The sequence below is a fragment of the Bradyrhizobium sp. Gha genome (assembly GCF_900113735.1).
GTDB lineage: Bacteria > Pseudomonadota > Alphaproteobacteria > Rhizobiales > Xanthobacteraceae > Bradyrhizobium.
In genome coordinates this window covers 1-15,426 of sequence record NZ_FOQM01000053.1, presented here as the reverse complement: position 1 = coordinate 15,426, position 15,426 = coordinate 1, and the positions used below count along the sequence as shown (strand labels likewise).

Below are 15,426 nucleotides of genomic sequence, written 5' to 3'. Positions count from 1 at the left end.
GAGCGATGCCGACCATGATTGAAGGCGGCTGGTCGCTTCTGCGCCATTATTGGGCGAGCGAAGGAGGTGACCGGTGAGCCGGCAATATCTGGCCCAGTGAACTAAGTCAGTCGGCCAGACCGATCCTGATCTTGCTGCCGCGCAGCAAAACCGTTCGCGCAATTCGTCGAGTGGGTGGGCCAGGATCTGCACAATCGACCCAGTTTGTGGTATGAAGCCGGCGTCCGACAAACGTTTAGACTGTCCAATCACGACGGAAAGACAAAACACAAGCAAAATCGGTCAAAACCGGGAGGACGACATGCTGATGCGCTGTGCGAGAGTCCTTGGCTTAGTGATCATAGGACTGGTTTGGGCAGCCGCCGGGGCTATGGCGGCGGAGCCTCCAAAAGAGATGAAGCTCTACGTCTTCTCCTCGGGGGCGCTTAATCTCGACAAGTCAATAATTCAAAACGGCTCTAGCGGCAAAGTCCAGATTCCCGTTGGGTTTTTCCTGATCCGCCATCCCAAGGGTGACGTGCTGTTCGACTGCGGCAACAACGACCGGATCATCAAAGACCCGGACTATTGGGGTCCATTCGTGAAGGCGCTGGATCCGGGCCGCGATCCCGACATCGCCATCGACGCCCAGCTCTCCAAGATCAACGTCAGGCCATCCGACATTAAATATGTCGTGCTCGGCCACTTCCATGTCGACCACGCCGGCAACATCGGCAAGTTCCTGGACTCGACCTTCGTCTTCCAGCGCGATGAGATCAGGAATGCGTTCTGGCCGGCGCCTGGCTATGCGACGTTCTTCATCTCGGACGATTTTTCCATGCTGCGAAACAGCGTCGGCGGCGGCATGCCTGCCAAGTACAAGACCATCGAGCTCGACGGCGATCTCGACCTGTTCGGCGACAACAGTGTCTTTATCCACCGGACGGTGTCGCACACGCCAGGAAGCCAGATCCTGGTAGTGCGGCTGCCGAAGACCGGCACGGTGGTGCTGACCTCCGACGCCGTCTATCTGCAGGAGAATCTCGACAAGAACATCCTGCCGAGCGTCGGCAGCGTGTATGATCCCGTCGGCATGCTCGATGCCTACGCCTGGGTGAAGCGGCTTCGCGACACCGAGGGCGCCGACATCATCTATGCCCACGATCCCGATACGTTCAAGGCTCACAAGCACTCGCCCGAGTTCTATGAGTGATTGGCTGACGACGTTCGGTCGTCGAGCGCCGAGTCACCATCCCGGGCCTTAGGGTCCGGGATTCTACTCGGTGCTCTGCGCGGCGCGGCCGCCAGAGGAGTGTTTTGGGTTCATGCCTCCGGTCGTTCTGGCGCAGCATATGACAAAGTGGTACGGGCCGCGGCGCGCCGTCACCGATGTATCCTTTGCGATCGAGCCGGGCGAGATCGTCGGCCTGCTCGGGCCGAACGGATCGGGAAAGAGCACCATCTTCCGCATGCTCACCGGCTATCTGGTGCCGACCTCCGGTCGGATCGAGGTGGCGGGCTGCGACGTGGTCGCCGACTCGCTCGGCGTGCGCCGCGCCATCAGCTATGTGCCGGAGGATGCGCCGCTCTACGATCACATGAGCGTCGGCGGGTTCCTGCATTTCATGGCAGGCATCAAGGGGCTGCCCGGCGCCAAGGCGCGGGCCGCAGTCGATGAGGCCGCCGAGCGGCTCGACCTGACAGGGGTCATGACGCTGGCTACGGGAAAGCTGTCGCGCGGCTTCCGGCAGCGGGTCTCGATCGCGCAGGCGCTGTTGGCGAATCCTGACGTGCTCGTGCTGGATGAGCCGACCAGCGGGCTCGATCCGCATCAGGTGATCGCGGTACGCGACCTCATCCGGTCGCTTGCCGGTCGCCACACGGTGTTGATGGCCTCCCACATCCTGCCCGAGATCGAGAAAATCGCCTCCCGCGTGATGATCCTGCTCGACGGCCGGCTCCTGACGGCTAATGCGATGACGGAGATGACGCAGGAGCTGGCGCTGCGACTATCGACGCCCTCGCCCGAGGCTGCCGTCCGCCATGCGGCCGAAGGCGTCGCCGGCGTGCGCGACGTCGCGCACGATCCCGACGCCGGCGCAGGCCAATATCTGATCCGCGCGGCACGCCGCGCATCGCTCGCGGCCGATCTTGTCGCCGCGCTCGTCGCCGCCGATGTCGCGGTGTCGGCGCTCACGGAGTTGCGGCCGGATCTCGAGCGCGTGTTTCTCGATCTCACCAGGCGCCGCGGGGAGGTCGCATGAGAAGCTTTGCAGTCCTGCTCCGAAAGGAAGAGACGGCGCTGTTCTCCTCGCCGGTCGCCTATGTGCTGATGACCGTGTTCCTGCTGATCATGGGCTACAGTTTCACGCTCACGCTATTCCTCAGCCACCAGCCCAGCATGGTGCACATCTTCTTCCAAATGTTCGTGCTGTTCGGGCTCACCGCGCCGCTGATCACCATGCGCCTGTTCGCCGAAGAACGGAAACTGAAGACGCTCGAGGTGCTCCTGACCGCGCCGGTGTCGGAAGTCGCGATCGTGCTGGCAAAGTATCTCGCCGCGATGAGCCTGGTCTTGGTCATGCTGCTGCTTTCAAGCGCTTACGCCGCCGCGCTCGCCTGGTTCGGCGACCCCGACTTCGGCCCGATCTACAGCGGCTATCTCGGCCTCCTGCTGTTCGGCTCGGCGCTCGTCGGCACGGGGCTCCTGGCTTCGGCGCTCACGGCGAACCAGGTGATCGCGGCGCTTGTTTCGCTCAGCACGTTCCTGCTGCTGTGGATCATCGACAATTTCGGCTGGCTGCTGCCGAGCCCCGTCGACACGCTGGTGGTGAACCTGTCATTGTCGGTTCATTTTCGCCCGTTCGCAATCGGCTCGATCTATCTGTCCGACGTCGGTTTCTTCATCAGCGTTACGCTCTTGACGCTGCTGTTGACTGTGCGGGCGCTGGCACGGCGATGATGGCGCACTTGACCCGAGCCGACATCGCCTTGGCGACGCTTGTGGCCTGTGCTGTCGCCAGCAGCGTGCTCGGCTTTGCCGGACTTGGCGAGACGATGTCGAACGGCTTTCTCTTCGCAGCCTGTCTCCTCCTGCTGCTTGCGCTGTTCATGCTGGCGGTCCGGCTTCCGCTGCGCGGCAGCGGATCGTGCGGGTCGGCCTGGGCTACGAATGCGGCCATCGTGGTGGGCGCGATTGCCGTCGTGGCCGGCGCCAATGTCGCGCTTTACAGGCACGACGTGCATCTTGACGTCAGCAGAGAGGCGGCAAACACGCCGCCGCGGCAGCTAACCGACGTCATCGCGCAGTTGCACACCCCGCTCGCGCTCACCTATTTCTACAATGCCGGCGATGCCAACGCAATTGCGCTGCGCGATCTCGTGCAGATTGCCGCGCGCAACCATCCGCTTTTCGCCTTCCGAGCCATCGATCTCGACAAGGAGCCCAGCACGGCGCGCGACCTCGGCGTGCGCGCCTACAACACCGCCGTGCTGCAGGCCGAGGATCGCAAGGTCCTGGTCGAGAACGTGATCGATCCCGCGCGCCTCGGCTTTGCCGCGCTACGCGTGCTGCGCAAGCGCACCGAGATGGTCTGCTTCGTCACCGGGCATGGCGAGACTTTCCGTCCGATGCCATCGCATTTCCACTACAGCCATGTCGAGACGCTGAAGGGGCATGAGACGCCCGGCGCGGGCGACGTGCTGGAGGCCGCGCCCGAACAGCTCGACCGGTTGCAGCTTGCGCTGAACGAGGTCGGCTTCGAAATGCGTGAGCTCCTCACTGCGACGAGCCCGGCGATCCCGCCGGACTGCTCCGTGGTCGCCGAAATCGGGCCGCGCACCGCGTTCACCTCAGATGAGGTGCAGCTATTCGGCGGCTACCTAAAAGGCGGAGGCCGGCTCCTCCTGCTACTCGATCCCCTGTCAGAGATATCAGGCGATTTCGAGCGGCTGCTGCTCAGGCCCGTCGGGCTGTCGAGCGAGGCCGCGATTGTCGTCGACCCCCTCAATCATTTCCGGACCGACGCCGACAAGGTCGCGGTGCCCTATTATCCAAGTCATCCCATCACAAAGCGCCTAGCGCTGACTGTGTTTCCGCAGGCGCGGCCGCTTCTCGTGGCGCAGCCGCCGTTCGGCGTCGGCCTTATCGTGCTCGCAGCGAGCAGCCAGGACAGCTATGTGAAGTCGTCAATGGCAACGGTTGCCGCGACAGGCGAAGCCCGGAGCGCGCAGCGCGGCGCACAGCCGCTCGCGGTCGCGCTCGAGGGAAACTGGCCCGGAGGGAGCGCGGACAAGCGCTTCCGCCTCGTCGTCGCCGGCACCAGCAAGTTCGCCAGCAACGAATACTTTCCTTACGTCTCCAACGGCGAGATGTCGCTGTCGATGCTGCGCTGGCTTGCGGAGGACGATGCAAGCCCGAGCGTCGCGCCGCAGCCGCTGAAGTTGCCGGAGATCGTGCTGACGAGCCGGCAGATGCGCGACAGCTTCATCGTGCTGGAGGTGCTTTTGCCACTGAGCACCGCAATGTTCGGCATGGTGATGTGGTGGAGGCGGCGGTGAGGGTGGCGGCCGCGAGCGGCAGCGGGCGCTGGCGGATGCCGTTTCTGGCCGCGACGCTGCTGGTGCTGCTCGCCGCGCTGGTGATCAGCGGGCAATGGCCCGAGTTGCGCAGCAAGATCGCCTTCGCGCCAAAGGGCTTGGTGGCTATTGCGCCGGCCGACGTGCGCCGCGTGGCGATCCGCTCCGGCAGCGACAGCATCGCGCTGGTCCGCCGGGCGACCGGTTGGGGCATCGACTCTGTCGATGCAGCTGCGCCGACCGAACTCGGCAAGCATCTCGACACCGCGCTGCGCCTGATCAATGTCAGCGACGTTGCGCGCGAGATTCCGGCGAGCGAGCTGACCGCGGCGACTTTCGCCGAATTCGGCCTCGATCCTCCGGCCGTCGTCGCTGCCATCGAGGCTCGCGGCGGGGCTGCCGCCACCATCAATTTCGGCGCGCTCAATCCGGCGAGCACATCGCACTATGTCCGGCTAGCCGGCCGGCCCACGGTCGCGCTGATGCCGCGCCACGTCGCCGAGGAGTGGCGCGTGGCCTTCGACATCGCGCGCCGCTTCCGCGACCAAGCCGGCGCGAGTGCGGCGAGCCGCGGGAAGGACCTGCTGTTGCCGGTCTCGATAGCGCAGGTCTGGGCAATCGAGATCGTGTTCGCCGGCAAGCTGACCCGGTTCGAGCGGGATGTCGACGGCAACTGGTTCCGTCATCTCGGCCAACATAGCCATGTCGCCGGCAATGTCACCCATGTCGCCGACCCCGCGCAAGCCCGCATCATCGATACGGCGCTGCGCGCGCTCGACGCAGCTGCCATCGAGACGCGCATCGACCGGGCCGGTTCGCCGGAGCTCGCGGGGTATGGGCTCAACCTGCCGACTCTGATCCTGCTGGTCTTCGCGCGCGACAGTTCGACGCCGCTGGCACGGCTAGAATTCGGTGCCTCGGCCGATCCCCTCGACCGCTATGCGCGACTTACGCCTGACGGCGCCGTGGTCACCGTTGCCGAGTTCGAGATGCGCCGGCTGACCGAGCTACTGCGCGCGGTCGGAGCCGGGTCGTGAGATGGACGCGCCACCGGCTGGCGGCTGCAATCCTGCTCGCCACCGCCCTGCCGGCCGCGGCGCACCAGATCAATCTCGCGACTGCGCGCCTCGCCCTGAACGACGACCGCACGGTCACCGTCGAGATCGGGCTCAAGGGCAGCGACGTCGATCGTCTGGTCGGCACCAAGCTCTATGACGCGAAGGAGGACGCGGTCGATCCCGCCGCGGTCGCTGCCGCTACGCCGGCGATCCTCGCCTATGTGACTACGCATCTGGCAGTTACCAACGCCGCTGGCATCGCGTGCCCCGCAAGCGATGCCGCGATCGTCACCGATGGCGACGGCGTCATCTTCCGCAAAACGTATTTCTGCGCCACCGTCGCCGGCGACATCATCTATCGCTCGAGGGTGCTGACCGAGAAGGATCCGAACGCGCGGCAGGTCGTACTGGTCGCGCAGGGCAAAAGCGAGGCGCAGGCGCTGCTCGACGCCGACAATACCAGCGTGACGCTGTCGGCGCCGGCGCCACCGCTCGCCTCGACCATGCAGCGCTACCTCGTCACCGGCATCGAGCACATCTTTCTCGGTTACGACCATATCGCCTTCCTGGTGGCCGTCGTGCTGTGGGCGCGCGGGCTCATGCCCGTCATCAAGATCGTGACGGCATTCACGATCGCGCATTCGATCACGCTGTCTCTGGCGGCGCTCGGCGTCGTCGTCATTCCGAGCCGGATCGTCGAGCCGGCGATCGCGGCGTCGATCGTGTTCGTCGCAGTTGAGAACTTCTTTTCGCGGGATATCGATCGGCGGTGGCGCGTGACCTTCGTGTTCGGGCTCGTCCACGGCTTCGGATTTGCCAGCGCGCTTCAGGAGATCGGTCTGCCATCGCATGCGGTCCTTTCGGCGCTCGCCGCCTTCAATATCGGCGTCGAGATCGGCCAAGTCGCGATCGCCGCAACGGTGATTCCGGTGCTGATCGCCCTGGATGGGCTCGTGGCGATCGACAGAGCCAAACCGGCGCGGCCCGCAGCTTTGGTCTATGCGCTGTCGGCGCTGATTGCAGTGCTCGGCAGCTATTGGTTCTTCACGCGCGTGCTCGATGCATAGCAATTCAGCCGATCGGAGCAGTAGATAGGACCTTATCTGCAATCTCGATTGCCTCCCGCTGGCTTTGGTCGGCGAGTGATTTTCGAGGAAGCACGCCCAAACTTGAGGCGGCATGTTTGCAACGGATGAGATCGTTCGAATGGTGAAGGAGTTCGGCGGCGAAAGGCGGATGCCTCCGAGTAGCGTAGCCTCTCTCTGGTGCCGGCAGCCCCAGATCCGCGCCCCGGGCTTTGACGTTCAGAGACGGCTCGGAGCCGAAGCGTCCGTGGCCGTCCGCCGCTCGGCCCGGACCGATTACAGCTAACCATCGTTCAACGAGCGCTGTCTCACAAACACAGTTGCAGTTCTGAAATGGAGCGAAGTGCGCTTGCGGCTTGAGCCCTTATGCCCATTTGCAGCATGTCCGATTTCGCGAACAACCATATGACGGCGCGGTGGAATTAAATGGCCATTAGGTGACTATCCTTTGGGCAGGTCCAATGCTTCGACGGCCCGCCTACAAATTTGGGCAGGGTCTCTGAGACCGGTCTGGCCGATCTCGATTATCTTCTTGGCGATCAGCTCGGTGAGAGGGTCGTTCCGATCTTCTCCGCCGATGGCGTGCCGGGCCTGTTCGTAAGCCGTCGAAAGCCGGTCGATTTCGTCTGGGCCCAGAGGTAGATTCTGCATTATTCGGTAGATAGCATGTTGCTGCCTCCGGTTGGAATACAGCGTAGCACTAGTTCAACCGGGGAAAATGAACTTCAGACCGCACGGCTAAAGGCAAGTCGTCGCTACGCGTAGGAGGGCGTCATGTGCGTGCGTTAAGCACTCGCTCCATCGCCGGGTGACTACGGTTCTTCACCCTTGATCCAGTGCTTGGACCGGCCGGCCTGATACGGCCGCTCTCGGTGTTTCGAGACGATCCCCTCCAAGCCCATTTGACAGGCCGCTCGAAACACGCATCGTCAGAGGGAGCATGCGCAGATCGTCAGCGCCTTCGGCGAGAATATCAAATGCGCAGAACTGCACCTCGTGATCGTGCTTGCGCGAATGCAGCGCGTTGAAATCTGAGATGCCATCGACGCCGCGCACTACGGCCTCGCCATCGATCACGAACTGCTTGATCCTGTTCTTGAGCGCGGCCTCGACGGCCTGTTCCGACGCTCCTCTTCGCGGCACTAGCCTAATTATTTAGCCGAACAACGCTTCCCGCCGTCTGGAATTGGACAGACGCCCCAAACAGCCCTGCTAGGGTTTTAAGCTGCCCCGAGCGGAAGGCGGGGGGTGGACGGGGCGCGGGCAATGAACTTTTGAAGGGAGCGCCAAATGAATAAACTTTCGAAAGCTGCATTGGTTTTGATGGCCGTCCTTGGGCTCGCTTATGCAACACCGGTAGCTGCCGGAGACGAACAGGTTTACTTCTATAACGCGCCTCCGGCAATCGCTGCAAAGTTTCCGATCAGTCTTGCCGTGCGGGTCGGGGACATACTGTATTTGTCCGGATTCACCGGCGTCCTGCCGGGTAAACCGGAGCTGGCTCCGGGAGGAATTGAACCCGAGACCACCCAGATTATGCAGAACATCGGCAATATCTTGAGAGCGAGTGGCTTGACGTTCGATGACGTGTTCAATGCACTGCGATGCTTGCAGACAGTCCAAATTGGATGCGTTCGATAAGATATACGCAACCCATTTCAAACCGGACCGTTTCCCTGCTCGGTCTGCCTTTGGGGTGAGCGGACTAGCTCTGGGTGCCCAACTCGAGTGGAATGCTGGGCCGTTGCCCACAAATGAGTACCTGATCTCAATGATCCGTCTTGAACCCCGGCTGGCTGTGCTTGCCGGGGTGTTTGCAAAGAATGCGACGAAAAAAGACCGCCTAAAGGACGGTCGTTTTTAGTGCAAGGCGCCGGGCCAAAATCGATCGGGATCAAACGTCTCCGCCCGGACTGATTACAAGCTAACCATCGTTCGATGAGCGATGCCGCACAAAATTTAATTGCAATTCTGAAATGAAACAGCATGGCGCTTGCCTGCGAACGGCTCAAACAGTTAGGGGCTACTGACCAGCCATCCTGTTTTGTCTGACCCTCTCAGGGATTTTGGAATTTACAACTCCCGCTCCATCGCCGCGACTTTGATCCAATACTTGCAGCGGCCAGCGACGTAGGACCGCTCGCGACGCTTAGAGACCAAGCCTTCTAGACCCATCTCGGACGCGGCTCGAAAGAGATCAGGGCCGATCTCACCTCGCTCGAACGGATTGACGAAGATGCCCTTCCGGCCGGTGCGCAAGAAGGCGTCAAGGCGTCCCAGATTGCTCTTGCGGAGATGCAGCGGGAGCTTCCGCAGATCGTCGCCTTCTTCCGCGAGGATGTCGAACGCACAGAACTGCACGATCGTGCTTGCGCGAATGCAGCGCGTTGAAATCTGAGATGCTATCGACGCCGAACACGACCGCTTCGCCGTCCAGCACGAATTGCTTCTGGCGCACCTTCCGTGCGGCCTCGACCATCCAGGGGTTTCGGTCGGCCCAATTGTAGCCGCCTCGCGTTATCAGGCGCACGCGGTCGCCATCGTGCTCCAAGAGGAGGCGATAACCGTCGTATTTCACTTCGTGGAGCCAATCGGGGACGTTTGGCACGATTGTGCCCTTGGTCGGCAGGCAAAACTCAAAGGAACGCATGCGGAAAAAAGGGCATTCGCCGCCTGAATACGAGATGGAGCTTGGGCAACCGGTTTTCGAACTGGGCCTGCATGTCTTTCATCTGCGGCCTCGATGTTCCAATGCAGGAACATTATGAATAGCTGGTCCCGCACACAAGTGAACACAGCGATACCGCCGAGGACTAGCCTGGGGCAGTCTCCGTACCACTACAGTCCATGGCGGTGCTTTGCCGTGCAAATACGGCTTACTTCGTGGCCGCGCGGGGTTCGACCCCTAAGTGCCAATCAACATACTGGGTTGCGCCCGTTGTGATCGCGCTGCGATTTGAAGCCGCCACGAAAGCCGCATCGCGCTTTGGAAAGTAAAATTCGTTCTGAGCTATAACTATAATGACTCCGACGCAAAAATAGAAAATAGGGTGGAAAACACAAAAACATGGGGTTGGGAGGATTGGGTGGATACTGCGGTTCGCCTGCGCGCGATGGCATCACTGTGCCGTCAGACTGCCGCGCATCATCCCGATAGAAGTTGGAAACTGCTCGCCGAAGCTGAGTATTGGGAGCATTTAGCCAACGATGCGGTGCGCGATCACCCGTGCACATTTAGCTTCTCGTTCCCAGCAATGTGAGATGATGCGAACATCACGCCCTCGGCGCAGGTATGGCGGCGTGAGCGCTTTTGGTTGCTCAAAGTCTCCTCGACGGTGACAGCCAGCTCTCACTTTTTGCGAGACGAACTTATTTCTTTTGAGGGGGGTCGTTCATGGATAACGTAGAGCGGTGCTTCGCCGCAGTGACGGCAATCGGTTTCGTTGTGACCGTCGTCGGGATGATATTGTTGCAAGCGATCTAAGTTCTAGCTCTGCGCGAATTGCAGGCCAGCTCGCGGCGGGGGGCCGAGTTTTGGGCTGTAAGTCGGCGCTCGGGGACTCCTTCTTTCCCGACCGTTCGCGCCATTCGCTTCACTGATCCGGCGTGGCCGAGACGGCGGCTATCCGCGATGTGCCAACTCCCTGCCGGGCGAGCCCGACTAATCGGTCGGACCTCTTGGATGGCCCCATTGCTTTGGCTTCGGTGTTTTCATGACGCGGCGCTCGATCCGCACCGGTTAACCAGCGAGCGTAATGACCGGCAGTTGGGAAATTTACGGGTGGACTATCTCTCTGGAGGCAGGCTCTCGCCGTTGGGCGGCAATCTCGATGCAAACAAGGTGCCTTGGGCCGTAGCGACCTCATCGTTCGGCCGTCGCAAGATTGTCCGCTTGTCACCCACAGCCGACGAAAGGCAAGGCAGGGCGTACCGGCCGGCAGTGTGTGTTCCGGCTTATGTTTCAAAATTGGATTTGGAAGTGTCCTAGATCGCTGAAAGGGTGTGCCCAAGGGCCATCCCTGGGAAGGTGGCGTAACCGGGGGCTACAAGCTATGCCGATCAATCGGCTTTTGGGGAATGCCAGCTCGGCAGACGCTGAACGACTAAAGCGGGCGTTCGCTGCTACACTGAAAACACTGCATTTGGTTGATCGCAATGATCCGGTTTGCGAGATCGTCGCGCGGAAGGTGATCGAGATCGACGCGGCCGGCACTCATGACCCGCACGAGATCGCGAAGGTGGCTACGCGAGAACTTGGCATCACTTAATTGGGACCGCCGTTGCAAGCACTGGGAACCGAATGGCCGGTGCATCAGTTCATGTTCCCGGATCGCGCCTCGACTACGCGATTCCGGTTCATCTCGGCAGCCCCGGGGGTGAGGCCTCGTCCGCCGGCCTGGGTGGAGGCGGCGGACGGCGAGATCGAGATATTGCCGACCCGAGCTCGCCATCAGCTTCCGCCATCATCCCACCTTCCGTTCAGGTGCGGCGTGGCTCTCAAGCAGCGGCATATCCAGGCTCGGGATCTCGGGCATGGCCTTGCCGACGATCGCTTGCAAATCACCCACCATGCCAACGGTCGACTCAACCACTGCGAGAATCTGAGTTTCGCGCTTGGCCCATTGCCGGCCCATGAACTTGCGCTCCTTGTCTAGGTCGTCGCGCATATCGTTGAATTTCTCAACCACTGCTTCTACCCGCTGCCGAAACTTCATGCCGGTCAGGTAGTGGTAAACCTGCTCCATCTTGCTCTGCTGACCCTGCTGAACGAGGCGCGAGCTGCTTACATCGATTAGACCCTGGCGGAGCGCCACGGCGACCGGCAATGCGCACCGCGGATGAGCCACCCATACACCGTCGACCAAGTCAAATTGCTCGATATGCTTCGGTAGTGCCTGAGAGATGATCAGAGCTATATCGGCGCCGGAACGACGCTGGTCGTCACGCAATTTAGCGAGCCACCCATCACTCCATGCCTTGGTGCGTTTGGTTTCCCAAAGGATGATGCCGGCAGATTGGCCAATAACACCATTTACCTGCTGAATAACGTCCGCTCCAAGCTCACCTTTCCCAACCGGCTCAATCGAATCGGATGGAAAACGTCCGCGCAGAAGCTCTTCGAGCTCGAGCTCGAGTACTTCCCCTTGGGATTGCTGCGATCCCTGTTCGGCCTTGCGCTTGAGCTCCTCGATAGTTCGAGCCATCGACTCGATGGTCTGGTCCTTTTCGGCAACGCGCAAGCGCGCTGCTTCGTCGGCTTCCTGCCTGGCCTTGATCTGGATTTCGCTGATTGAGGCCTGCACGCGCTTCTCTATTGTCAGGTCGAGTTCGCGCTTTTCCTCTTCGAGTGCGCGCTGCTGTCGCATCAGTTCGGCTTGCTGCTTTTGGGCCTCGGCAAGCTTTGCGTTGTTGGTAAGCAGGTTCGCTCGCAGCTCCGCGACTTCCGCTTCCTTCGCCTGCAGCTCGACTGCGGCCGCCTCTCGCGCCTTCTTGCTTTCGGCGACGACCAGCTGGGCACGTTCGGCGGTCAATCGCTTCGCAATGTGGTCCTCGATTTGCTCGCGATCCTTAGCGACCTGCTCCCGTTCCAGCCGCAGTGCCTCGGTCTTACGCTCCATCTCTGCATCTTTGGTGGCCAGCTGCTGTTGAAAGCGCTGACGGGTTTCGGCGAGGAGGGGAGCGGCCAACGACTCCGTTAGCCGAATCTCGTGATTGCAGTTGGGGCAATGCAGGGTCGCCTCGTGTGAAGCGCCGGTTGCTTTGAAACTCATGAACTCCCCTTCAGCGTTGCAACCGGATTCAACATGATCTGTTCGCGATTGCGATGTCGCTCGGCTCAATGTCCACATACGCGTCGACGATTTCGACTTTGCCGGCGGGTTTTCCACCGATAGGTCTATCTACCCGAACGCGTGCGCGAGCAGCCTCGCAGGAGGGTAATCTCAGATTAGAACAAAATAGGAACATATGTCAAATCTGAATGGCGAGAGTTTGTGTTTTGGTAATTTTACTTAGTATGGCTACGGGAAACGGACACATCTTAAACCTCGACGTTGGTTTGAAGAGATGCTAGTTTACTTAGTATGGCTGAGCAAAACGACAGAAAGCTAAACAAACTCGAAAGGACTCTCCCGCAAGGACTTGTAGTCGATGCTGCCTGGATGGAGCGGCATGGATATTCCACCAGTCTGCGCAGCCAATACGTAGCGGCCGGCTGGCTTGATCAGCCGGCGCGGGGAACCTTCAAGCGCCCGCTCGGCGAACTTTCCTGGCAGAGCGTCGTCGTTTCACTCCAGCGGTTGCTCGGCTCCGACCTCGTCGTCGGCGGACGCACGGCCATCGAAGCGCAAGGCCTCGGCCACTACTTGAACGAGAAGGGTCCTTCGACCGTACATCTATACGGAACGCGGCCTGCTCCTGGCTGGCTCGGCAAACTCCCGCTCAAACAGAAATTCCGCGTTCACCGCACGCAAAGTCTATTCAAAACGCACGAGAGCACGCCCGGATCAAAGTCGGGGACGACGCGGGAAATACCGGGACCATTTGACTGGCCTCTCACAGTATCGACGCCCGAACGCGCGTTTCTCGAACTGCTCGACGAATTGCCCCGCCACGAAAGCTTCCATCAGATAGATGCGTTGGCGGAAGGCTTGAGGAGCCTAAGTCCCCGGCGGCTGCAAACGCTTTTGAACGACTGCAAAAGCGTTAAGGTCAAACGGCTGTTCTTCTGGTTCGCAGAGCGGCATCAGCATGCCTGGCTCAAACAGATCGACAAGTCGAACGTCAATCTCGGCACAGGAAAGCGCATGCTCGTCAAGGGCGGTAAACTCGACACCAAATACCTCATAACCATCCCAGACGACCTCAATGCCCCTGTCTGAAACATATCGGCATCAAGTGCCCTTGTTGATCGAGACGATCTCGTTCGTCGCGGCGGAGTCTGATTTTGCGCTCAAGGGCGGCACCGCCATCAATCTCTTCCACCGCCACATGCCGCGCCTGTCGGTCGATATCGACCTGACCTATCTGCCGGTGGCTCCGCGCCCCGAATCTCTTGCTGCAATCGATGCGGCTATGAAGCGCGTGGCGGCGGCCATCAGGAAAGGATTGCCGGGCGTACGGGTGACGGAAGTCGTCAACGCTCGTGAAAAGATCGTTACCAAGCTGACCGTCCAGAAAGGCGACGCGCAGATCAAGATCGAGGTCACCCCGGTGATCAGGGGCTGCGTCTTCGAGCCGGAGCTGCGCGACGTGTCGCCGAGCGTCGAAGAAACGTTCGGCTTCGCACAGATGAAAGTCGTTTCGTTCGCCGACTTATACGCCGGAAAGCTCGTCGCGGCGCTCGACCGGCAACATCCGCGCGACCTCTTCGATGTCCGCGATCTGCTCGCCAACGAGGGCATCACGGACGATCTTCGTAAGGCGTTCATCGTCTACCTCATCAGCCATGACAGGCCGATTTCCGAGGTCGTGGTTCCTAGTCGCAAGGACATCCAGCACGAATTCACGCATGGCTTCGAGGGCATGACCGCCGATGAAGTAAGCCTGGACGAGTTGCTCGAAGCCCGGGAAACGCTGATCGCCGAGATTGCAGGAAAAATGCCGCAAGTTCATAAGGATTTCCTCATAGGGTTCAAGCGCGGCGAGCCCGATTGGAGCCTGCTGGGCGTCGCTGGCGCGGCGGAGCTGCCGGCCGTGCGCTGGAAGCAGATCAATCTGGACAAGCTTCCTGCCGAGCTCCGGCCGAAGCTCGTCGCGCAGCTCGAGCAAGTCTTGCGCAATGCCTGAGGTCGGAGGAGGGGATCTTCGTCGAGCACGCGCGTGGCAACTTGTTGAGACCGATCTCCAAGGGGGGACGCCGCCAAACAGCGAGCCCGGAGCTTGCGGTCTTCAGCTCAGCCAGCTATCGCTAGCCTGACCTCGACTACCTAGTACCCTCTTTCTTGGCGCGACGAGCTCAGCCGAAGATCGCGGACAATTCGAAATTGTAGGTCATTATGTACCTGATTGGCCGCAGACAGCGGTCCTGCCATCATAGCGCTGAACGCCCCGAATTACCCGTTTCAAAGAGGCGAGCAATCGGGGAGGGTGCACTTGCTAATGTGAAGTGGCGGCTCCGCTCGTCGACTCTGCTTGCGATCTCCAACCCGCACCTCGCGATACTAGGGATACTGATTGTCGCGCGGTAGCCAAGATCAGCGTTGCCATTTATGTGTCTCTTAAGGGCCTCCTAAAAGCTAATGATGTGGGGATCGAGTGCGAACAGTAAAGCCCTGCGTAAGTCATGGTCGTTAGGAAGTCGGTTGCCGGACCTTCACAAGGGCTGCCGAAATGTTGGAACTCGATAGACAAGTCGCCGATTGCGCTCGTTAGCAATGTCACTGCAAGACCCGGCGAGGAGGGCGCACGGACGCGAAGCTGGCCGGGGTTGCGCAGCGGCCGGGCGCCCGGATGAGAGTGCCAGTGACGGCGACTGGTCGATGCGGGATTTTTAGCCCGCCTTGAACAGGCTCGCACCTTGGCCGCGGCGGCGCGGGGCCTTCTGGCTGCGGCTGACGTCGAGCAGCTTCTGCTGCTCGGCGATGTACGCCAGAACCGGTCCCAACCGCTTGTTCTCGACGATCGCCGCCTGGTCGACCTGTCGCACCTTGTCGAATGTCCGGTAGGGCAACGCACGGCCCCTGTGCTTGATCACAAGCCGCCCATCCGGATAATCGAACACGGTG

13 protein-coding genes and 2 pseudogenes are annotated in these 15,426 nt (G+C 60.9%); 11 read left to right on the top strand and 4 right to left on the bottom strand.

The window, feature by feature from the left end:
* Positions 1-394: 394 nt before the first annotated feature.
* From BM222_RS36405 to BM222_RS36380, 6 genes are all read left to right on the top strand, one after another.
* A complete protein-coding gene (locus BM222_RS36405) occupies positions 395-1,192 on the top strand; it encodes an N-acyl homoserine lactonase family protein (RefSeq protein WP_177243678.1) in 798 nt (265 codons plus the stop codon).
* Between the two features lie 112 nt (positions 1,193-1,304).
* Positions 1,305-2,243: an ABC transporter ATP-binding protein gene (locus tag BM222_RS36400; protein WP_092239477.1), complete on the top strand. Its 939-nt coding sequence runs from the start codon at positions 1,305-1,307 to the stop codon at positions 2,241-2,243.
* Positions 2,240-2,941 carry an ABC transporter permease gene (locus BM222_RS36395; protein ID WP_092239476.1) on the top strand — a complete coding sequence of 234 codons (702 nt, stop codon included), beginning with the start codon at positions 2,240-2,242 and terminating at the stop codon, positions 2,939-2,941. The genes BM222_RS36400 and BM222_RS36395 overlap by 4 nt, the downstream gene beginning before the upstream one ends.
* 8 nt (positions 2,942-2,949) lie before the next feature.
* On the top strand, positions 2,950-4,539 hold the full coding sequence (locus BM222_RS36390; RefSeq protein WP_177243677.1) for a Gldg family protein: 1,590 nt from the start codon (positions 2,950-2,952) through the stop codon (positions 4,537-4,539).
* On the top strand, positions 4,536-5,594 hold the full coding sequence (locus tag BM222_RS36385; RefSeq protein ID WP_143106163.1) for a hypothetical protein: 1,059 nt from the start codon (positions 4,536-4,538) through the stop codon (positions 5,592-5,594). The genes BM222_RS36390 and BM222_RS36385 overlap by 4 nt, the downstream gene beginning before the upstream one ends.
* Entirely contained in the window at positions 5,591-6,682 is a 1,092-nt protein-coding gene (locus BM222_RS36380; RefSeq protein ID WP_244547397.1) for a HupE/UreJ family protein, read from the top strand. The genes BM222_RS36385 and BM222_RS36380 overlap by 4 nt, the downstream gene beginning before the upstream one ends.
* A gap of 840 nt (positions 6,683-7,522) precedes the next feature.
* Here BM222_RS36380 and BM222_RS36365 read toward each other — a convergent pair.
* Positions 7,523-7,777 carry a DNA ligase-like domain-containing protein gene (locus BM222_RS36365; protein ID WP_244547396.1) on the bottom strand — a complete coding sequence of 85 codons (255 nt, stop codon included), beginning with the start codon at positions 7,775-7,777 and terminating at the stop codon, positions 7,523-7,525.
* Positions 7,778-7,990: 213 nt separating this feature from the next.
* On the opposite strand from BM222_RS36365, the gene BM222_RS42550 reads away from it, so the two are divergent.
* A complete protein-coding gene (locus tag BM222_RS42550) occupies positions 7,991-8,341 on the top strand; it encodes a Rid family hydrolase (protein ID WP_244547395.1) in 351 nt (116 codons plus the stop codon).
* Between the two features lie 432 nt (positions 8,342-8,773).
* Here BM222_RS42550 and BM222_RS36355 read toward each other — a convergent pair.
* A pseudogene (locus BM222_RS36355) lies at positions 8,774-9,350 on the bottom strand (ATP-dependent DNA ligase).
* A gap of 400 nt (positions 9,351-9,750) precedes the next feature.
* Here BM222_RS36355 and BM222_RS40600 point away from each other — a divergent pair.
* Both BM222_RS40600 and BM222_RS36350 read left to right on the top strand, forming a co-directional pair.
* Positions 9,751-9,960 (top strand): hypothetical protein, encoded by a 210-nt coding sequence (locus BM222_RS40600; protein ID WP_143106162.1) that lies wholly within the window; start codon positions 9,751-9,753, stop codon positions 9,958-9,960.
* A gap of 792 nt (positions 9,961-10,752) precedes the next feature.
* Positions 10,753-10,968 carry a hypothetical protein gene (locus tag BM222_RS36350; protein ID WP_092239471.1) on the top strand — a complete coding sequence of 72 codons (216 nt, stop codon included), beginning with the start codon at positions 10,753-10,755 and terminating at the stop codon, positions 10,966-10,968.
* 195 nt (positions 10,969-11,163) lie between these two features.
* Here the strand turns inward: BM222_RS36350 and BM222_RS36345 are convergent, their stop codons facing one another.
* Positions 11,164-12,471, bottom strand: coding sequence for a DUF2130 domain-containing protein (locus BM222_RS36345; protein ID WP_092239470.1), 1,308 nt, complete (start codon positions 12,469-12,471; stop codon positions 11,164-11,166).
* Between the two features lie 312 nt (positions 12,472-12,783).
* On the opposite strand from BM222_RS36345, the gene BM222_RS36340 reads away from it, so the two are divergent.
* Complete coding sequence (locus BM222_RS36340; RefSeq protein WP_092239469.1) at positions 12,784-13,581, top strand: type IV toxin-antitoxin system AbiEi family antitoxin; 798 nt, start codon at positions 12,784-12,786, stop codon at positions 13,579-13,581.
* Positions 13,568-14,488 (top strand): nucleotidyl transferase AbiEii/AbiGii toxin family protein, encoded by a 921-nt coding sequence (locus BM222_RS36335; RefSeq protein WP_092239468.1) that lies wholly within the window; start codon positions 13,568-13,570, stop codon positions 14,486-14,488. The genes BM222_RS36340 and BM222_RS36335 overlap by 14 nt, the downstream gene beginning before the upstream one ends.
* A gap of 703 nt (positions 14,489-15,191) precedes the next feature.
* Here the strand turns inward: BM222_RS36335 and BM222_RS36330 are convergent.
* Positions 15,192-15,426: pseudogene (locus tag BM222_RS36330) on the bottom strand (ISNCY family transposase); the annotation flags it as partial.